This window comes from Streptomyces sp. DT190, assembly GCF_049846985.1.
Lineage (GTDB): Bacteria > Actinomycetota > Actinomycetes > Streptomycetales > Streptomycetaceae > Streptomyces.
In genome coordinates this window covers 41,554-59,496 of sequence record NZ_JBNCNM010000019.1, presented here as the reverse complement: position 1 = coordinate 59,496, position 17,943 = coordinate 41,554, and the positions used below count along the sequence as shown (strand labels likewise).

The window sequence follows — 17,943 nt, the reverse complement described above, 5'->3', positions numbered from 1 at the left end:
GCTGCCTACAGCGCGCCGAGGAAGCGCAGAGTCTGGTCGACCACCGTGAGGGTGAGATGACGACTGCGGGGCCGGAGCATGCCGCTGATCCCGCTCTCGCCGAGCGCACGGCACCGGGCGACCAGCCATGTCCAGTCCAGCTCGAGGTACTCGGCCAGCGCCTGCAGCCGTGCGGCGGGGGTGGGTGCGTCGACGATGCTGTGTGCCTGGGCGTGCGCGATCGCCTCCCGGTAGGGGGCGACATCCTGGACGGCGCTCGTGGTGGCGACACGCCACACGGAGTCCTCGCGTACCCAGTTGGCCAGGATGGCCCGGTCGCGGGCCAGGACGAACCCTTCGGTCTGGGCGTAGGCCGGGTCGCTGGTGATCCACACCTTGATCCGGTGCATCTCCATCATCGCGACGGTGAGGAGCAGCAGGATCCGCTCGTAGGGCTCGGTGCCGTGCACGGCCTGCTCCGGTACGCAGAAGGCGCGTCCCAGAGGGCTGGTCGCGCCGGCAAAGCGGCTGGCCACGGCCTGGAGGTACTCGTGCTTGTGCCGGAACAGCAACCAGGGGGCGCATTCTTCGCCGGTGGCTTCCCGGGTCCAGAACACGGGGACGGCGGGCAGTTCGTCGAGACGCCGGGTGATGTACTGCGCGCACAGGCTGGAGCCGAGCCACGCAGCACCAACCGGGGAGAGCTCGGGCATGTCCGATCTCGGCGGCGCGGAGTCGCCGGTCTTGACGTAGTAGCCCAGTTCCTCTGCCCGGTCGGACAGCGGCAGGTCGTCGGCGAGCATGCCGTCGTCCAGGACGTACAGCGCCCGCGCGAGCGCGAAGGTCAGATTGTCCAGCTGGTAGGCGGCAGGGATGCGAGGAACCTGGCCGGTGGTGAGCTCCTGGCGGGCGTGCGCGGCATCCAGCAGATACAGGCCTGTTCCGCCCGCGGCGCCGAGAGAGGCGAGGATCGCCCCTCGGCGTGAGGATCGGACGAAGGACTCAATGTGCGGCAGGTCGGCTTCCTTGAGCTCGACCTGATCGCCGTCGGGCGCGGCCTCGTACAACTGCAGGCCGATGGTCGTACCGTCGAAGTGTCGGCCACCAGCGAGCTCCCAGGTCCCGATGACGCCCGTGTTCGGTTCGCCCGGTACGTACCGGGAGGTGTCCCAGGTGTAGTCCAGGGCTCGTGTGGCGGCGGTGAGGGTACTCGGGTCCAGCGGGCTGGGCCGCACGATCTCCCGGCGGGGTACGGGCCGAGCGAGCTCGGCAGCGCTCTTTCCGAAGTACCACTCCAAGACCACCGCCGTGTCACCCTTGGCGACTTGGGCGCCGGAGAGCCACCGGATGTAGGTGGAACGCGAGACTCGGACATGCGCGAGCTTCGGGAGTCCTAAGCCCTGTGCCGCCTCGGCCGCCATGCGTCCCCAGAGAACCTGGAACCGAGGCCATGTCGTGCCGTTCAGCCTGGGCGTTGTCTCCAGGAGGTGCTGTAGGAGGGTACGGGGATGAGGCTGCGTCATGCCGGACTCCTTGACGGCCACGGAGTTCTCGAGGTGGGTCATCATGCCCCCGTTTCTGAGATCGCCATCGGACGACTCTGGGCAGTGGTGAGCTGCGTCCAGGCCAGGGCGACGAGGTGCGCGTTGCTTCTGGCTCCGGCCGCCTGCCGAAGCCGCGCCAGGTGGTCCTCTTCGGAGTCGCGCAGGTGCATCGGCACGCTGGTGGGGTGGGAAAGCTCCGCGACGGCTCGGATGATGGCGAGGTCGTCGGCGGTGAAGACCGGCGGGGTCATGGCGGTCTGTGGTGGAAGGAGATGTCCGCCGGCCAGGAGGGCAGCGGCTCGGCCGGCCGGGGTGGTTCCGCCGGCCCGGTAGCCGATTCCCTTCAGGTGATCGCGCACGGTCGTCACGGACACCTGAAGCTCGGTGGCGATCTCCTGATTGTTCTTTCCGGCGAGCAGGAGTCGACCGGTGCGCAGTTGCGTCGGTGTGAGCGGTCGGGGGTTGAGAGGGAGCGTTGCTGTGCCCGGCGTCGGCGCAAGACGCCTCGATGCCGAGACGGGGCGGGCTGCCGGGTGGAGCACGGGGAGGGCGGCATCGGCAGCGTTCAGCGCCGCGCGCAGCCGGTCCGCGGAGGTGGTCTGGGTCCCGGGTGTGACGACCCAGTGGACGTCCTTGCCCCCCGTGACCTCGCGCGGCGGGATGCCGATGATGGTGCCCCGGCGCAGGACCCGGACCCCGGGCGCCCACAGGCCGGGCTCGGCCTTCCCAAGCGGCAGGAGGAACCACCAAACGCGGGTGACGTCGTTGGCCAGGACCGGCCCCGTACCTCTGCCGAGGTGCCGGAGTACGGGCGCGGCAATGTCGGCGGGCATGCGGACGGCGTCGAAGTACGTCCCACACGGGACTGGGACGGTCCGGGACTGAGGAAGCCACGACCACTCCGGATCGCCCTCGTCGGCCCACGGCCAGACGTCGTCGGCCGAGTGTATCGGTGACGCCATGGTCATGTGGCTGCCTTTCTTGATGGATTGTCGATCAAGTACTGGGGCTGCGTGGCAGGGTGTCGCCAGAGCGATCGTCTTGTCGCGGCGTACCTGAGCTGAGGCTCCGGCGTGTATCTCGGGGCCGGGAGTGCCTTCACGGATCAGGCGATCCGGATGGCTGGAGGACGATCCCCGCCCGCCGGTTGAGCCGGAACACGTCCCGCATGTGCCAGCCTTCACTGCCGAGGGACGCGATTTCCTCCTCGCTCATTCCGCACTCGTACGGAGGGAGCTTCCCGTCGTGCTGATCAGTGACGTCTGTGAGGATGTAGAGCCGGCCTCGCGGAGCCATCCACCGCCGTACGTTCGGCAGCAGCCGGGACTGGTCGAAGCACGAGAAGGAGAGCCGACAGGAGACGATGTCGATGCTGCCCGGGAGCAGCAGGTCCGAGGTCGCCTCGTTGTCGATGTCCCACAGCTCGTAGCGGGCCCGACTCACCGCGGCGCGGGCCTGCTCCAGGGCGACCTGGGAGAAGTCCAGGCCGATCGTGTCCAGGCCCCAGGCGGCGAGCTGCCGCGTCCATTTTCCGGTGCCACAGCCGAGATCCACCGCACTCATGCCGCGGACCACGGACAACTTGCGGTGGGCAGACCGGCTCTCGCCGTCGCCGATGAGCCGGGATGTCACCCGCCCGGAGGCGTAGAGGCCATTCCAGTCCTCGGCCGTCAAGGACGGTGCGGCCGTCCTGATCATCCTGATCTCCTGAGTTTGCTGGGGAAGTGCGGCGTACCTCGTGGAACGCGCGGAGAAGCCTCCGCGCGTTGAGGAAGCGAGGGACATCAAGCCGGATAGGCCAGCGATCGCGCAGACGACTCTGAGATGCTCGGCACCGCCGATGGCCGCCGTGGCGTTGGCTACCGAGAACGGCGACTGCACTTTGGCAGCGAGATAGTCCCGGGCCCCAATGGGCATTCCAGCGGGTGTGGCGGCGGCTTCGTCGGCGGTGATCACCATGATCAGCACCAGACCGCCGATGACGGCGCCGACCCATAAGAGGGGCAGGACCAGCTCAACGCCCGTGGAAGGGCGGCGTCCACGGGGGCGGGGCCGGCGCTCGTATACCCACGCCACGATGCCGACGGGCAGGCGGAGCGTGGCGAGGTAGAGGCCCGTGTGGAGGGCGTGCCGAAGCCACCGTACAAGGACCTTCGCCGACGGCCGGACGAGGACGGCCAGCCCGGCCGCTGCCTGGCACGGCGCGATAATCCCTGCCGCCAGCCGGCGGGCGGGGCCAACGTCGTACGGCGTGATCATCTGGGGGCTCAGGGCCTTCACCGGACGGCCACCTCCGCCGAGTTCGGCTCCGCAGTGGTGGGCGCGTCCGCCAGCGCCAGGAGCACGGCGATGTGCGAGAAGGCCTGTGGGAAGTTCCCGAGCTGCTGTTCGGTGTGCGGGTCCCACTCCTCCGAGAGCAGTCCGACGTCGTTGCTGGCATGGAGGAGGGCGTCGGTGAGGATCTCCGCCTCTTCGAGGCGACCGATGCTGCGGAGCGCGACGATCTGCCAGCCCATCCCGATCAGGAAGGTGCCCTCGTGGCCGGTCAGGCCGTCGACGCCCGGTCCGTCGTCGCTGGTGCGGTAGCGCAGCAGGTAGCCGCCCTTGATGGACAGATCCTGCTGGACCGCTTCGATGGTGCCGATGACCCGCTTGTCGTCAGCGGGCAGGAACCCGGAGTTCAGGGCGTGCAGGAGGGCGGCGTCCAGCTCGGTGGAGCCGTAGTACTGGGTGAAGGTGTTGCGCTGCGGGTCGTACCCCTTCTCGCAGACGTTCCGGTGGATCTCGTCGCGCAGCGCGCTCCAATGCTCCAGCGGCCCGTCCACGTGTCCGGCCTTGATGAACCGTACGTACCGGTCGACAGCCGCCCAGTCCATGATCTTGGACTGGACGAAGTGACGGCGCGGTCCGCGGATCTCCCAGATCCCCTCGTCCGGCTCCTTCCACCGCTTCGCCACGCACCGGACGAGCCCCGTGATGAGCGGCGCCACTGTCGGCGCCAGGTCCGGAAAGCGCTGCTGCGCCTTGTAAAGGGCGCAGACGACCTCGCCGAACACGTCGAGCTGGAGTTGCCCCGCCGCGCCGTTGCCGATCCGGACCGGACGGGAACCGGCGTGGCCGGGCAGCCAGTCGAGCTCCTTCTCGGCCAGGTCCCTCTCACCGCCGACCCCGTACATGATCTGCAGGTTGTCGAAGTCGTCGCCGATGACGGTTGTGAGCCAGCCGATCCAGTCCCGCACCTCCTGCCGGTAGCCGAACTCGGCAAAGACTTCTGCGGCGAACGCGGAGTCGCGCAGCCAGCAGTAGACGTAGGACCAGTTGCGGGTGCCGCCGATCTCCTCGGGCAGCGAGACGCTGGGGGCGGCCACCATGGCGCCGGTCGGCTCGTAGGTGAGGGCCTTGAGCACGATCAGCGAACGGATGACCTCGTCGCGGCGGGCGCCGGTGTAGGTGCAGTGCGAGGCCCAGGTGGTCCAGAAGTCCATGGTCTGGCGCAGAAGGACGTCGGGCGCGGGCAGGGGCGGCGGGGTGGTCTGGTCCGGCTGCCACGACAGGGTGAAGGCCACCTGCTCGCCCTGGGCCACGGTGAATTGTGAGAACAGGTCCTCGCCGCGCGCGCCGAGGTGGACATCCGCGTCGAGCCACAGCCTGCCCTCGTCCAGGCTCGCGCTTACCCGGCGCCCGCAGAAGACGAGTTGCGGTGTCGTGCGTCCGTAGTCGGTTCGCGCCCGCAGAACGGAGTTCATGGTGACGCGGCCGGCGACGCCCTCGACGATGCGGACCAGCTGCGCCGCTTCGCCGGTGGTGGGCATAAAGTCGAGCACCTTGACGGTGCCGGCCTCGGTGGTCCAGACGGACTCGAGGATGAGGGTGTCGTCGAGGTAGCGCCGCCGGTCTGCCGCAGGCGCGGTGCCGTCCGGGCTGACGGGGCCGATGCGCCACAGCCCGTGCTGCTCGGTCCCCAGGATGCTGGTGAAGTGCGCCCTGGAGTCGAAGCGCGGCAGGGCCATCCAGGAGACTCGGCCATCCCGGCCGACCAAGGCGCCGGTGCGCATGTTGCCGACGTAGGCATGGTCCTGGATCCCGTCCACACCGCGTATCGGCAGGGGCGTCTCGCCGGGCTTGCGGGGGGAGGGGACGAGGCTCACGCGGCCACCGCCTTGGCGGGCATGGCGCGGTGTGGGGCGACGACCTGCCCGTCGGGGAGGATCTCGCCGGTGTCCTCAAAGAGCAGGACACCGTTGCACAGCAGGCTCCAGCCCTGCTCAGGGCGGTGCGCGGTCAGGCGTGCGGCCTCGCGGTCGGCGGACTCGGCGCTGGGGCAGCGCGGCTCGTGGTTACACATGCTGTTTCCTTGGGTTACGGGGCGGTGATGATGGCGGCGTAGGCGTGGGTCGTTCTGATCTCCGGCCACTGCGGGCTGACCGGATCCTGGGGTGTGCCGGTGGCCTTGGGCACGAGCCACAGCACGCTGGCCGCGGTTCTGGTAGCCGGGCCCATTCCGACCTGGCACAGCAGCCGGTGCGGACTCTGCATCGCAGCGCTGCTTGACAGGGTTGACGTCCGCGTAGAGGTAGCGGCCGGTCTCCGGGCCGATGATCCGCGGCCACAGAAACCCTTCAGGGTCGCGGTCTGCCGGCCCGGCACCCTCGTAGGTGAGACCGTTCCGGCTCATGCGGAGCCCGGGGAGGTGGATCCGCTGGTCGGACCGCATCACGATCGCGGGTTCCGGCCGAGGTCGGGGCACCTGGCAGCGGGAGGCTTCGGCGCTCAGCAGTATCGCGGTCATGGCGTGCCGTCTCCAGCAGAGGCAAGGAAGGCGTAGGCGCGGGGGGCATGTCCGTACCTCCGTGCCGTGGCAGCGTGCGCCCGCAGCGCCGGATCTCGGTGGCGTCGCTGTCGGCGTGACGCGGGGGAGGGACGCGCGCCGTGCGAAGGCATCCTCCTCAAGGACGAGCAGCCGGGCCATGGTCGCCTCATGCGGCTCGCCGGCGAACAGGAGGGTACGCAGGCGGGCGAGGATCACGGGGTAGCCCTCCGCTGCATGGCGTCGGCCGCGCGCATGAGCCGGTCGTGGGTCTCCTCGCGGCTGCACGCGGCGTCCACGGCCTCCCGCAGGCCGGCGCTGATGATCTGCGCCGCGCGCGAGCCGGTCTCGTAGCTGGGGAGGAGACCGACACTCGCCACCATGCGATGCCCATGGAGGCTCACCTCGGCGACGGGGCCGACCGTGTGGATGAACAGGACCGGACTCATCGACAGGATCCGGACACTCAGGCCCCGCCCATCGGGCCTTTCCCGGCTCACGAGGTCGGCCAGGTGCCGCAGCTGGCCGGCCACCACCTCTGACTGCTTGCTTCCCCTGGTGAGCACGGTTTCGTCCAGCAGCACGATCCGCCGCTGCTCCTCGGCCCACCGAACGCGGTGTACCCACGACGGAAGTCCGAGCACGGGCTCATCGGGGATGGCGCACATCTCGGGGGCCAGGACCGCCCGCTTGTACGCCTGGGTGCGCAGGCCAGCCGGGACCACCATGCAGAACTGGATGAGCTCGCTCGCCGTCCGCATCACGGCGATATAGCGGGCCGTCGCCTCGTCGTCGGCCACGTCTGCCCAGTAGTCGTGCGGGGCACGCCGGGCTTCGCCCTGCTCTACACCCTTGCTGCGGGCGTAGTCCTGCGGCGGCAAAGTCCCCACCAGGAAGTTCATGTGATCGCCCGTCACGCCGTAGCGCAGCAGCAGCGTGCGTAGCGCGTCCGCCCTGATGGGGGACTGGGCCCGCTCCCATCGGCTGACGGCCGACGTTGACATCCTGACGGCGTAGGCCGCGTCCTCCAGCTTGGTGTCCGTCGCCTCGCGCAGGCATCGCAGGTAGAGGCCCGTCATGATCCGGGCAGGCGCCTGCGGCACCTCAGTGGGTGACGACGGAACGACATGAAGCATGAAAGAGGTCCTTGAGTGTGTCATTTGGGCAAGTCAGCGCAAATCGTCTGACGTGGCCGGCTCGGGGGTGCTCCCCGTCTGCGTGCGCCGGGCAGTTCTTCTGGGGCCGAAAAACACCAGGCCGGCCATGGCCGACACGATCAGAGCGGTGATGATCCATCCGTCGACGGTCACCACTGCCTCGGCACGGATCCGGCGCAGATGATGGTGATCACCGCGAGGGTGAAGGTGAGGACCCGGAGGTGACCGCGGCTGGGACGCCAGGCCCATCAGTGTCTGCTCACTGGCAGAGGTTTACGCATGGCGCATCTCCCGGTGACGCGGGTGGGGTGCGCTGCGGGGTGCGCGCAGGCGGGCCCAGGTGAGGCTGAGTGCCTCATGCAACGCGTCGGCCGGGGTGACCCGGTTCAAAGGGGCGTCGGGGCGGGTCACCCATAGGCCCGTACAGCCGAGGTAGCCACCCATGTCGCACCGCCAGGCCCCGGCGGCGGGGGCACAGTCGGAGTGCGCGGCCTTCCATCGGTGGACCGCGCTGGCCTCCACGGGTACGAGGAGTCTGTGATGGGTGAGGCAGTACTTCACCGGGCCGACATCCGCGCCGCCCGCAACCAGAGCGTCGATCGCGGGCAGGCCGAGCGCCATACCGACTCCTACCGAGCCGAGGTCCGACGGAAGGTGCTCGGGGGGCTGCGCACCGAGAGCGATACGCCACGCGTGGTCACTGCGTAAGGTCATGGGAGTGGTCTCCGGCGAGTGAGAGGTGTTCTGGTGCCGCGCCGTAGCGGGGGTGGCCGGCGCGGCACCAGAACGGAAGGGGCGCCGCGGGGTGTCAGGGGGCGTGCGCGGCGCCGGCACGGACGGCAGCCGGGGGAGGAGTGGGCTGCCATCCGTGCTGCGACTCGGGTGCGGGGGGCCAGCTCCTCGCATCCAAGTCGCGCCCCCCGTGTCCGGCGGGGGGCAGTGTGATGACCCAGTGTCTGGGCTCCTCGCGCAGGCCCTGGAACCGGCGGCGAGCGTCCGGGGCGAGGTCGTCCGGCATCGGATCGCCCCATCGCACGAGTTGGCCGGAGACGGTGAGCCGGTCGAATCCGGGACGTCCCCGCAAAGCGTCCGCGAACGCCTGGGCGAAGACCGGGTCGAGCATGTCCATGGAGCCGCCACGGCGGTCCGCGCCGACCGGAACGGCCAGCAGCGGAAGGCGGTGCAGCGCCACGGCAACCGCGTCACGCAGGAGGCCAAGGGTGACGAGCCTTGCCGCCCAGGACTCGTAGTCGCACGCGGCTGTCGGGGGAAGAAGTCGTACTCCCAGCGGCGGTACAACGCCTGCGGGTGAGGTGGTCATGCCGCTACCGCCTCACGGGGCAGTACCCTGCGCGGGCCGACGATGTCGCCGGACGGCAGGAGGTACCCGGTGTCCTCGAAAAGGATCACCCCGTTACACAGCACGCTCCAGCCGGCCTCGGGGCACCCGGTGTGGACTCTGGCCGACAGACGGTCGGTGGCACTGGCCGGCGGGCACGGGGACGAGTGCTCGCACAGCGCTCCTTCGGCTCGAAGCGTCCAGAGCACCGTGCGCACTGCCGCCGCGAACTTCGCCAACGGCATCAGAGCCCGGGCGCAGTCCTCCGGCACCTCGGCCCCACGCTCCCGGGCCACGGCCATCGCCTCGGCCACGGCACATGACCGGTCGGGCGCCAGCGCCCCCAACTGCATGAGATGACCGCGAAGCCGGAGCATCAGGTCGTGGATGTCCTGGTTGGTCTCGGGAATCGGGGCGCCGTCCGCCAGCACCATCGCCACCGTTTCCTGCGCGGCCGAGACTGCGGACCGGGAAGCAACGGAGGCGGACGCCGGACGCAAGGCGGAGCGGAGACGGACAAGACTCACGACGCCGCCTCCTCTCCAGGCAGATCCAGCTCGAACCACACGGTCTTGCCGGTCTTGCCCGTCACGGAGCCCTCCGTTCCCCAGCGCGTGACCAGAGCATCGACCAGATGCAGACCTCGGCCGCCTTCCTCGTCTGCGGCCGGTGGCCGCGGATGAGGCTGCTCGATCGATGGGTCCTCCACCTCCACCCGCAGACGCCCGTGCCCGTGTATGGCTCGCACCGAGAACTGCAGCCCAGCCCGGTTTCCGCACCCGTGCACCATGGCGTTCACCATCAGCTCCTGGGCCACGAGCGTCACCGTGTCGACGCACTCGGAGAGCCCGGACCTCTGCAGCAGAATGCCGAGCTGACGGCGCGCGCGGGCGACAGCCTCCGCCTGGGCAGGAACTTCTGCCACCATCTGGAAATCACGCGCACGGCAGACAGGAGTACCGCCGTCTTCGGACGGAGAGGCGATCGCTCTTCGACCGCCCCGCACCAGCGAAACAGTGCGCGCCCCCCGTAGGCCGGCCATCGGGTACTGCAGGTTCATCCGCTGCCCTTCCCGGCCCCTGATGGAGCCAATTCCGGTCACGATCCGAGTTCGTGGGCCTGACGTGGCCGATTCCGTTGCGCAGCAAGAGGGTTGGAGGAATATCGTCTTCACGAGACAACCGCGTGCGAGGGCCGACGGGAATCCCGGCTGGGGCGCCGATGTGGTGCACGTGGTGCAAGATCGTTTCGGGAACAGGGGCGCACACGTATGGGGCGCACACGCAACACTCGACTGGAAGCCGTCGTCCAGGAATGGGGCCTGTCGCAGCGGCAACTGGCCGCTCGCTTCCGGGCTGTCGCCGCAGAGAACGGCGCGACCGAGCTCCTGCGCTACGACCACTCCCGCATCGCCCGCTGGATCGGCGGCGCCACACCCGAAGGCCGTGCAGCGCATATCTTGGCCGAGACGCTCTCCCGTGGCCTCGGCCGCACCATCACGCTGACCGACCTCGGGCTGGCAACGGACGATGCCGCCGCCCCGCAGACGCCAACGTGGAGCGTCGACACCCTCGCGACCCTGGCGACCCTCGGGAGTACGGACATGGACATTGAACGGCGCCAGGTGCTGGCACAGTCGGCCTACTCCGTCGCCGGCCTGGCCCTGCCCACCGAAAGCTGGTGGCAGGAAGCCACCGAACGCGCCCGAGCCCGCAAGCCCCTGTCGAAGCACACGGTCACGGCCCAGGACGTCAACAGCGTGCGCGAGATGACGGCTTTCCTGTCCGAGCGAGACCAGCAGCGCGGCGGCCGCGGCGTGGGGCGCGCCGCTCTGGTCGCCTACCTGCGCACCGACGTCGCCGAACTTCTGGGCGGACGCTTCCCGTCCGATGCTCTGCGCCGGGACATGACGTCGGCCGCTGCCGAGCTCGCCTACCTCGCGGGCTGGACAAGCTTCGATGCCGGGGAACACCCGATCGCGCTGCGGTGGCTGACTCTCGCAACCCAGTTGGCCGAGGAGGCTGGCGACGCGCCGCTGGCCGGGCATGTGCTGAGGGCCATGGCCCACCAGGCCGTGGACCTGCATCAGCCTCAGGAAGCAGTACGCCTGGCCGAGGGATCTCTCTCCAGCCGCCGCTACTCTGAAGCCTGCTGGCGGGAGAAGGCCCTTCTCGGCGTCGTCCACGCCCGCGGACTGGCCGCCGCCGGCTACAAGAAGCAGGCCGCCGAAGCGCTCAACCGTGCAGAGTCCGATCTCGCCCGTGCCCGCGACGACGGTGACGAGCCTGGCCGGGTGTGGTTCTTCGCCGAGGCGAGCCTCGCGCATGAAACCGCCGCTGCGCTGCGGGATATGGGCAACCTGAAGGGTGCCGAGGAGCAGTTCAAACGGAGCGTCCGCACCCGCAAGACGCCGTTCAAGCGGACCCACTCCGTCACCCTCGGATACCTCGGCGAGGTTCAGGTCCGACAGGGCCAACTCGACGCGGCCTGCGCCACGTGGCATCAGGCACTCGACACGATGACCGGCGTTCAGTCCGGGCGAGCCCGAGAAACCGTGGTCCAGATGCGCCGCGCGCTCGGCCCCGTCCTTCGTCGAGGCGGCGGCCCTGCCGCCGACCTCGACGGGCGAGCACGTGCCGTCCTCGCAGACAGGTGACCCGTACGGTAAGGAAGCCCGGAGCGGAACGCGCCTGCGTCGGCGCCGGAGGAGAAGGCCCAGGAAAGGGGAAGCGTGTTCGACCAGTACATCCAGGTGCCGGTGATCGCCACGGTCGTAGGGGGCCAGACCGGTCGCCTTGATGACTACAAGGGCGGAGTCGAGTCGGTCATCCGTCTCGTGCCGAGCATCCCGGAAAGCGCACTGCAGGGCATCGAGGAGTTCAGCCACCTGGAAGTGGTCTGGCACTTCAGCCTGGGATCGGACAGCGACATCGAGCTCGAACCGCGGAGTCCCCGCGGAAATCCGGACTGGCCGCCCACCGGTGGCCTCGTCCACCGCAACCACAGGCGGCCGGCCCGGATCGGAATCTCCTACCCGCGGCTGCTGCGAGTCGAGGGACGGGACCTCCACGTCACGGACCTGGACGCGGACGCCGGCACTCCCGTTGTCGACCTGGCGCCGGTCTTCCAGGAGATGCTGCCCCGTGGAACGGTGCACCAGCCGCCATGGCCCGCCGACATGCTTCAGAACTACTGGAAGAACGCTGGCGATCGCCCCTGAGCCGTTCTGTTCCCCAGGTACCCGCCCCGCTACAGCCGCACACGGCGTCTGTGCTGATGCCGTCACCATCACGGCCTCCTGGAGGACGGCAGGGCGGACTTGACCACTGCCACGGCACGGCGCAGTGGCGTTCGCTCCGCGGGTGCGTGGAGGGTGAGAACCTCGGCAAGGCACCGGGCCAATGGCGAAGGGCTTGTCAGCAGTGGCGCCCCGCCAATCACCTGCTCGTCATCGGGCCGAACGAGCCACTGCGCGACTCCGGTCGCCAACCGGGCAGCGGGCGCGGGTACGAGGATGGCGTGGCCTTTGCCGAGGCAGGCCGGCCGCGGGAACCCGCCGGGCCACTGGGAGGCGGCCATCAGACTGCTCCAGCTCTCAACCGTGCCGCTCGGCACCAGCACAGCGGCGGATCTGAGGCTGGTGAACTTCACAGCGGGCCCGAGGGGCTGCTCGTACTGAGCGAGGAGCCGGTAGGCAGCTTCGATCAGCAGCCGATCTGCCAGGACGACGTCGAAGGTGACGCCACACGTGAGTCGCCGGGGAAGGTGAGGGTTCTCCTGCCATTTGCTGGCCGACGTGTCCGGGCACGGCGTAGCCATGGAGAACCACACGGACAGAGCCGTGCTCTCGGCGATCTCACCGACCTCCATGAGCCCTCCCAGCATCACAACGAAACACAGGGTGTCTGCAACGTGACCTAGTGCAGCGAAGGGCTGGAGCGGTGAACAGGTCTTTTCCCCGGAACTCTGCCCGCCTCCTGCATGCCCTTTAGCCGCCCTTTCGCCTGCCCTTTCCCTCTGACCTGGGGCGTTAGATGACGAACCCTCACGGGAGGCTGCCGAAGTCGCTACCGTGAGGCCATCCAGACAGTGAGGAGGTGGCCATGCGTGAACTTAAGCGGTTACGCACTCGCGCGAACCGTACGCAAGAGGAGGTCGTACGAGAACTCTCAGACCTTGCCCGACGCCTTCGTGCAGAAGGGCGCTTGAGCAGGACGCCCACGTTCACGATCCGCCAGTACTCCAAGTGGGAGAACTCCGACCCTCCTCCCTGGCCGCATCCTGACAGCCGGGCGGTACTGGCCGCCTACTGGAAGTGCCCTGTCGAGGAACTGGGATTCCGCCCCCCAACGGATGAGGATGCGGGCCCTGTGGCTCTCACACCGGTGCCTTTGGTGAGCCAGGCATCACCCGGTCCCCTTCTGGTCGCCGGCAGCTCCAGCCCTCTTACCGATGAGGCGCCGCCCCCATGGCTGGCCGAGACGACTACCGGTACCAACCACAGCGGCGAGTGGCGAATCTCCCCGGAGGAAGTCGAGCTGCTGTCCGGCGCCGCCGACGACAACTACGCGATCGACCAGCAATTCGGCGCGAATCGACTGTGGCGACCGACCCGGGCTCATCTGCTCTGGACGCACCACATGATCGACAGGGGTATCTACGACGACGCTCTGGGCCAGCGGCTGCACGCGCTCGCGGGGAAGCTGACGACGTCGCTCGGATGGTTCTGCTACGACGCAGGACTGCAGACCCAGGCCCGTCAGTACTTCTCCGAGGCGCTCAACGCGGCCAACTACACCAGCGACGACGTGCTGGCCAGCCGCACCCTGAGCAATATGGCCCGCCAGGCCGTCGACCTGAACAAGGGACGCGAAGCCGTGCGCTTCGCCAAACTGGGACAGCGGCATGCCGAACTCTGGAACGCACCGAGCCGCGTCACCGCACTGCTGGCCATCCGAGAGGCCCAAGGTCACGCACGCATCGGCGACGTCTTCAACGCCGAGGCTGCCATCAAGCGCGCCTGGCAGGAGTGGGAGCGCGGAGACCACGAGCTGGACCCGGACTGGGCACACTTCCTCAACCTCGCCGAGCTGACGTGTCTGGAGGGCATGTGCAGGCTTGACCTCGGTCAGGTGGCCCGAGCTCAAGAGCTCCTCGCACGGTCTGAGGCGCTTCAGGACGTCGCCCACTCCAGGAATCGCGGAATGTGCCTCGGCCGGCTCTCGGTCGCGGCCGTGCAGAACGGCGACATCGACCACGGCCTGGCCGCCGGGACGCAGGCACTCCAGCTCGTCGAAAGCGGGATGTCGTCTACACGGACGACCGCGCAGTTGACGATCGTTCATGACGGCTTGATTCCCCATCGACGCGCCCGCGGCGTGGGGGACCTACTCGAACAGATCCGAACTCACGTCGCGTGAGCAAGCAAAGGAGAGTACAGACGGTGGACCCGGAGTTCCAGCGGCACGATGCGCAGTCAGCGAAGGCGATGCTCACCGAGCTGGTCGACGTCTACGCCACGGTGTACGACAGGCCGCCCTACGTCGGCGACCCCTTCTTTTCCGTCGACTCGTTCCGGAATCGACTCGAGGCGGCATTCGACACGGAAGGCTTCGAGACCGTGACAGCTCGGCTGGACGGTCGAATCGTCGGATACGTCCACGGCGCCACCCTGCCCCACGACAAGCCTTGGTGGACGTCCCTCGGCACCCGGCGGCCGGCCGCGTTGCAAGAACTCGCCTCCTCCCGCGACATCTTCTGGCTGCGGGAGCTAATGGTGCTGCCCGCTCTACAGAATTGCGGTCTCGGACGACAGATCCACGACACGGTCATCTCCGGCCGGGAGGAGAACGTCACAGCCCTGACCTGCATCGTGGATAACCAGCCCGCCCACGATGCCTATCTGCGTTGGGGGTACACGGTCCTGGGCCAGATCAAGCACGCCCCGGAATCACCCGTCTACGACGCGATGTACCTGACCTCCCACTAAGACCGGAAAGCACATGACGCAAGCCATAGCCACCCCGTCCCTGGAAACCGCTCTTCGCCAGGACCGTCTCTCGCAACGCCCCGACGTGCTGTTCTGCTACGGCACGCTCCAGTTCGACGCCGTCCTCCGGGCCTTGCTAGGGCGCGTCCCGGAACAGTCTCCGGCCTTCGCGCCCGGCTACCGTGCTGCCGCGCTCGAGGGCCGCGTCTACCCGGGCCTTGTCGTCGGACCGCCCGCCAGCCTCGCCTCCGGGGTGCTTTTGACCGACCTGAGCGACAAGGAGTGGCGCATCCTCGACGCATTCGAGGACACTCGATACGAGCTGCAAGAGGTTCCGCTGTCCGACGGTGGATGCGGTTGGGCCTATGTCTGGCCAGGTGGCGACGTGCGGGCGGAGAACTGGGATGCTACCGAGTTCGAAACCCAGCATCTAGCGGCCTACGCCGCACGATGTGCGCGACTCGCCCCTGGACTGGCTGCCGGACAGCCGAAAGGCGAGTAGCCCGCGACGGTGCACGGAGGGCTCGGCGGCAGACGGTTGTCGCGACCTCGTGTATTGATCTGCCGTGCAAGCATCTCTAGGGCCCCTCCCCCTGCCCAGACCAGCGGGAGGGGCCATTCGTACTCCTCGTTCAGCACAACCGACAGCCCCTATGGCGGGCAGATCCGTTCTACTCCTGCGCTGCCCCGGACCGCTACGGATCTCCGCGCTCCCGGGACGGCGGCCGAGTTGCGGCAGCAGGTCAGGCGCCTCGTGCTCCGGCGTCGAGGGTCTCTGCCGCGCCAAGTGCCGCCAGGACTTGAGCGCGTCCCTCGACCAGAGGCAGGGCGCCGATGGCGATCGCCTCGGCGATGCGCGCCGCATGCTCCAGTGCAATCGCCACGCCGGTCGGTTCCCGGCTCACGGTCAGCAACTCGTAACCCGCGCGGAGCGCGGCCGCGAGGTCGCCGCTGTGGTCCTCGGGGCCGTTCGCGGTCAACGGCACCAGCCACGCTGCGGCATGAGACTGCACGATCTGGGCGTAGGGGCGGTGGTCGGTGACGGTCCCGCATCGCCCGCCGGCTCCTTCAGTGCTGCGCCGTCCGGTCCAGTTGTCCGCGAGCCATCGGTGGCGTCGGCAGACCTCCAGCCGGTAGTCCACAGACCGGTCGCGTGCGCGGGTGCGCCGTTCGATGACGACGGTCGACGGCTCGGTGCACGTGGTGATCTGGCGCAGGACCGGCACAGCGGGACCCCCTCCTGGTCGCGGGTGAAGGTCTAATCATGGCGAGTGAAGGGAAGGGCTATCGTCCACGATTGAACGCTACGACCGTGGCCTAGGACTCACTTTGAGGCTGGGGTGTGGAGCTGCGGTTCCGTGGGTCGTTTCCGGGGGTCGAACGTGGCTCGTCGGAGTCCACCCAGACCCCCTCAGCGATCTGGTAACTCCCGGTCAGCGTCTCTCCCTCAGGGAGCCCGCTCGGGAAGATCCAGAAGCCGTTCTCACTCCGGTAGGCGCCTGCGGTCTCCCGGGCCCTCTCGGTCTCGAGGGCTTGGCGGACAACGCCGCACAGCGTGCACGGGCATTCAGCCGGCTGCACATCTGCGAGCCAGGCTTCGTAAAGCTCCTTCCCTCTGTGCATGGGTAGCCCGCGGCTGATGGCGACCGCTTCGAGCATGGCGTCCCATCGGACGGTCTCGGTCGCGGGCGGTTCGACGGTGCCTCCGAGGGTCCGGTGGCTGCGCTCTTGGTGGACGTGACGGAAGACGCGTACGGACATGCCGCGAGCCTGACAGGCCCAGGCACGGCGGGACCAGGGACTTGCGGAAACATGCGCGTCAGGGTCTCCTGCGGCACGACCAGTCGGCCCGGAAATGGCCATGGCCCTGACGTCGGTCAGGGCCATGGCGTCCCAAGTTGCAAGCAACGCGACGGCGTCGGCGTAAGGCAGCGGGATCTGTTGCAGGGCTACGAGGTAGTGAGGATCCGACCCAGCTCGGCGTCCAGCGCCACTCGCACACTGGGCACAGAGCTCTCCCTGCCGTACGGAACCACTTCGGTCGTACGGCGGAGGAAGTCTTCGATCGGCGGCCGGGGGGCCGTCAGAAGCGCGCTGGCGTCGGCCACACGGAGGCGGAAGACGACGTCGTCTGCGTTGCGCGGATCAGGACCGATTTGTACATCCCCTTCTCCCACCTGCCGGACCAGACCGTCTCGGATGAGGTCGCGGTTCACGTGCCAGACGACAGGCTCGTCTCCCATGCTCATGCGGAAGACGATCCGTACGGCGTATGGGTCTTCCAGCGTGTAGTGCAGAAACGCTGTGATGACGAAGCAGGGGTGCGGCTGCGGCATGTGGAGCCTCATCGCAAAGGCGGTGCTGACCGGCTCCTGCACATCAGTGCTCATCGAAACTGATCTCCTCGGTAGTGAATGGCAGGAGTTTCTGGCTGAGGCCGTTGCAGCGTGGTCCCGTCGCGAATCTCTTGCCATCCATGAGCAGGTGTCGACGTTGGTCCCTTCGGGGACTGAGCACGCAACCTACGAGGCGAGGCGGACAACCACCCGGAGCTCACGTCCGTGATCACCGCCGCTAACAGGCCGTGTCCGGTTGACCGGTGAGCATGCGGCGGGGCCACCACCGCGGTGGCCCGCAAGGAGGTCACGACATTGCCCGCCGACTACATCCCTTCGCCGGCCGAGACCGCGGAGGCCGCGTCTGCAGAGACCGAAGATCAGGTGCACGCTGACTACGCCGACTGGAGTGTGGTGACCAGTGCGGACGAGAACCATCCCTTCCCCATCCTGGTGCTGGGGAACGACAGGGCCGAGTTGCATCTCGAGCTGGGCCCGGAGCGACTGGACGAGCTTCTTGGCGCGCTTGCTGCACAGATCCAGGAGAACGGCGACGGCGATCTTGACTATCTGGAGCCCGACGACGCTGACCGGAAGCCCCTGACGAGGCGGATCGGTTCCAAGGCAGTGGCCGCCTCTGGCTGGCCGACCGCGGACCACTGGTGGCGGTCGGCCGATTCGAGTACGCGCATCATCGTCGTCGGCGTCATCGTGGCGGTCATGGTGCTCGGGCTGCTGGTGACGTTCTGAACCCAACGTGACGAGGCGCCGTCCTCTCCAGCCCACGGGTGT

19 protein-coding genes are annotated in these 17,943 nt (G+C 68.5%); 6 read left to right on the top strand and 13 right to left on the bottom strand.

Going from position 1 to position 17,943, the window contains the following annotated elements; genetic code table 11:
* Window positions 1-5: 5 nt before the first annotated feature.
* The 10 genes from ACPXCS_RS28470 to ACPXCS_RS28425 all read right to left on the bottom strand — a co-directional run bounded on the left by ACPXCS_RS28470 (window position 6) and on the right by ACPXCS_RS28425 (window position 9,886).
* Window positions 6-1,547 carry a transcriptional regulator, XRE family protein gene (locus ACPXCS_RS28470; protein WP_425946730.1) on the bottom strand — a complete coding sequence of 514 codons (1,542 nt, stop codon included), beginning with the start codon at window positions 1,545-1,547 and terminating at the stop codon, window positions 6-8.
* On the bottom strand, window positions 1,544-2,356 hold the full coding sequence (locus ACPXCS_RS28465; RefSeq protein ID WP_425823709.1) for a helix-turn-helix transcriptional regulator: 813 nt from the start codon (window positions 2,354-2,356) through the stop codon (window positions 1,544-1,546). The genes ACPXCS_RS28470 and ACPXCS_RS28465 overlap by 4 nt, the downstream gene beginning before the upstream one ends.
* Window positions 2,357-2,621: 265 nt before the next feature.
* Window positions 2,622-3,803, bottom strand: a complete 1,182-nt coding sequence (locus ACPXCS_RS28460) for a class I SAM-dependent methyltransferase (protein WP_425823711.1) — start codon at window positions 3,801-3,803, stop codon at window positions 2,622-2,624.
* Window positions 3,800-5,614, bottom strand: a complete 1,815-nt coding sequence (locus ACPXCS_RS28455; RefSeq protein WP_425823959.1) for a glycoside hydrolase family 15 protein — start codon at window positions 5,612-5,614, stop codon at window positions 3,800-3,802. The genes ACPXCS_RS28460 and ACPXCS_RS28455 overlap by 4 nt, the downstream gene beginning before the upstream one ends.
* 53 nt (window positions 5,615-5,667) lie before the next feature.
* On the bottom strand, window positions 5,668-5,868 hold the full coding sequence (locus ACPXCS_RS28450; protein WP_425823713.1) for a DUF5999 family protein: 201 nt from the start codon (window positions 5,866-5,868) through the stop codon (window positions 5,668-5,670).
* Between the two features lie 14 nt (window positions 5,869-5,882).
* A complete protein-coding gene (locus ACPXCS_RS28445) occupies window positions 5,883-6,059 on the bottom strand; it encodes a hypothetical protein (protein ID WP_425823715.1) in 177 nt (58 codons plus the stop codon).
* 486 nt (window positions 6,060-6,545) lie between these two features.
* The gene (locus ACPXCS_RS28440) at window positions 6,546-7,466 is read right to left on the bottom strand and encodes a Scr1 family TA system antitoxin-like transcriptional regulator (RefSeq protein ID WP_425823717.1); all 921 of its coding nucleotides are present in this window, start codon (window positions 7,464-7,466) and stop codon (window positions 6,546-6,548) included.
* An 829-nt stretch (window positions 7,467-8,295) separates the two neighbouring features.
* Window positions 8,296-8,808 carry a DUF6302 family protein gene (locus ACPXCS_RS28435; RefSeq protein ID WP_425823719.1) on the bottom strand — a complete coding sequence of 171 codons (513 nt, stop codon included), beginning with the start codon at window positions 8,806-8,808 and terminating at the stop codon, window positions 8,296-8,298.
* The gene (locus ACPXCS_RS28430; protein ID WP_425946775.1) at window positions 8,805-9,266 is read right to left on the bottom strand and encodes a DUF5999 family protein; all 462 of its coding nucleotides are present in this window, start codon (window positions 9,264-9,266) and stop codon (window positions 8,805-8,807) included. Before ACPXCS_RS28430 ends, ACPXCS_RS28435 begins: the two co-directional genes overlap by 4 nt.
* A gap of 83 nt (window positions 9,267-9,349) precedes the next feature.
* Window positions 9,350-9,886, bottom strand: coding sequence for an ATP-binding protein (locus tag ACPXCS_RS28425; protein ID WP_425823723.1), 537 nt, complete (start codon window positions 9,884-9,886; stop codon window positions 9,350-9,352).
* A 210-nt stretch (window positions 9,887-10,096) separates the two neighbouring features.
* Between ACPXCS_RS28425 and ACPXCS_RS28420 the strand changes: the two genes are divergently transcribed.
* Together ACPXCS_RS28420 and ACPXCS_RS28415 are read left to right on the top strand one after the other, a co-directional pair.
* Window positions 10,097-11,482 carry a Tat pathway signal protein gene (locus tag ACPXCS_RS28420; protein ID WP_425823725.1) on the top strand — a complete coding sequence of 462 codons (1,386 nt, stop codon included), beginning with the start codon at window positions 10,097-10,099 and terminating at the stop codon, window positions 11,480-11,482.
* Between the two features lie 75 nt (window positions 11,483-11,557).
* A complete protein-coding gene (locus tag ACPXCS_RS28415; protein ID WP_425823727.1) occupies window positions 11,558-12,046 on the top strand; it encodes a TrmO family methyltransferase domain-containing protein in 489 nt (162 codons plus the stop codon).
* A 68-nt stretch (window positions 12,047-12,114) separates the two neighbouring features.
* On the opposite strand, the gene ACPXCS_RS28410 is transcribed toward ACPXCS_RS28415, so the two are convergent.
* Complete coding sequence (locus tag ACPXCS_RS28410; RefSeq protein ID WP_425823729.1) at window positions 12,115-12,696, bottom strand: hypothetical protein; 582 nt, start codon at window positions 12,694-12,696, stop codon at window positions 12,115-12,117.
* 335 nt (window positions 12,697-13,031) lie between these two features.
* Between ACPXCS_RS28410 and ACPXCS_RS28405 the strand changes: the two genes are divergently transcribed.
* Genes ACPXCS_RS28405 through ACPXCS_RS28395 form a run of 3 tightly spaced genes read left to right on the top strand, consistent with a single transcriptional unit; the run spans window position 13,032 to window position 15,317 of the window.
* Window positions 13,032-14,246, top strand: coding sequence for a hypothetical protein (locus ACPXCS_RS28405; protein ID WP_425946729.1), 1,215 nt, complete (start codon window positions 13,032-13,034; stop codon window positions 14,244-14,246).
* A 23-nt stretch (window positions 14,247-14,269) separates the two neighbouring features.
* Complete coding sequence (locus ACPXCS_RS28400) at window positions 14,270-14,815, top strand: GNAT family N-acetyltransferase (RefSeq protein WP_425823731.1); 546 nt, start codon at window positions 14,270-14,272, stop codon at window positions 14,813-14,815.
* A gap of 13 nt (window positions 14,816-14,828) precedes the next feature.
* The gene (locus ACPXCS_RS28395; RefSeq protein WP_425823732.1) at window positions 14,829-15,317 is read left to right on the top strand and encodes a gamma-glutamylcyclotransferase family protein; all 489 of its coding nucleotides are present in this window, start codon (window positions 14,829-14,831) and stop codon (window positions 15,315-15,317) included.
* 241 nt (window positions 15,318-15,558) lie between these two features.
* Here the strand turns inward: ACPXCS_RS28395 and ACPXCS_RS28390 are convergent, their stop codons facing one another.
* Together ACPXCS_RS28390 and ACPXCS_RS28385 are read right to left on the bottom strand one after the other, a co-directional pair.
* Entirely contained in the window at window positions 15,559-16,041 is a 483-nt protein-coding gene (locus ACPXCS_RS28390) for a hypothetical protein (protein ID WP_425823734.1), read from the bottom strand.
* A 723-nt stretch (window positions 16,042-16,764) separates the two neighbouring features.
* A complete protein-coding gene (locus ACPXCS_RS28385; RefSeq protein WP_425823736.1) occupies window positions 16,765-17,205 on the bottom strand; it encodes an SsgA family sporulation/cell division regulator in 441 nt (146 codons plus the stop codon).
* A 237-nt stretch (window positions 17,206-17,442) separates the two neighbouring features.
* Here ACPXCS_RS28385 and ACPXCS_RS28380 point away from each other — a divergent pair, with 237 nt between their 5' ends.
* Complete coding sequence (locus ACPXCS_RS28380) at window positions 17,443-17,901, top strand: hypothetical protein (RefSeq protein ID WP_425946728.1); 459 nt, start codon at window positions 17,443-17,445, stop codon at window positions 17,899-17,901.
* Window positions 17,902-17,943 lie beyond the last annotated feature (42 nt).

What these genes read in the sequence shown, in the direction of transcription:
- ACPXCS_RS28395 (WP_425823732.1), top strand. Translation starts at nt 14,829, where the DNA reads ATGACGCAAGCCATAGCCACCCCGTCCCTGGAAACCGCTCTTCGCCAG.
- ACPXCS_RS28435 (WP_425823719.1), bottom strand. Translation starts at nt 8,808, where the DNA reads ATGACCACCTCACCCGCAGGCGTTGTACCGCCGCTGGGAGTACGACTT.
- ACPXCS_RS28410 (WP_425823729.1), bottom strand. Translation starts at nt 12,696, where the DNA reads ATGGAGGTCGGTGAGATCGCCGAGAGCACGGCTCTGTCCGTGTGGTTC.
- ACPXCS_RS28420 (WP_425823725.1), top strand. Translation starts at nt 10,097, where the DNA reads ATGGGGCGCACACGCAACACTCGACTGGAAGCCGTCGTCCAGGAATGG.
- ACPXCS_RS28440 (WP_425823717.1), bottom strand. Translation starts at nt 7,466, where the DNA reads ATGCTTCATGTCGTTCCGTCGTCACCCACTGAGGTGCCGCAGGCGCCT.
- ACPXCS_RS28425 (WP_425823723.1), bottom strand. Translation starts at nt 9,886, where the DNA reads ATGAACCTGCAGTACCCGATGGCCGGCCTACGGGGGGCGCGCACTGTT.
- ACPXCS_RS28465 (WP_425823709.1), bottom strand. Translation starts at nt 2,356, where the DNA reads ATGCCCGCCGACATTGCCGCGCCCGTACTCCGGCACCTCGGCAGAGGT.
- ACPXCS_RS28445 (WP_425823715.1), bottom strand. Translation starts at nt 6,059, where the DNA reads ATGCAGAGTCCGCACCGGCTGCTGTGCCAGGTCGGAATGGGCCCGGCT.
- ACPXCS_RS28385 (WP_425823736.1), bottom strand. Translation starts at nt 17,205, where the DNA reads ATGAGCACTGATGTGCAGGAGCCGGTCAGCACCGCCTTTGCGATGAGG.
- ACPXCS_RS28450 (WP_425823713.1), bottom strand. Translation starts at nt 5,868, where the DNA reads ATGTGTAACCACGAGCCGCGCTGCCCCAGCGCCGAGTCCGCCGACCGC.
- ACPXCS_RS28470 (WP_425946730.1), bottom strand. Translation starts at nt 1,547, where the DNA reads ATGATGACCCACCTCGAGAACTCCGTGGCCGTCAAGGAGTCCGGCATG.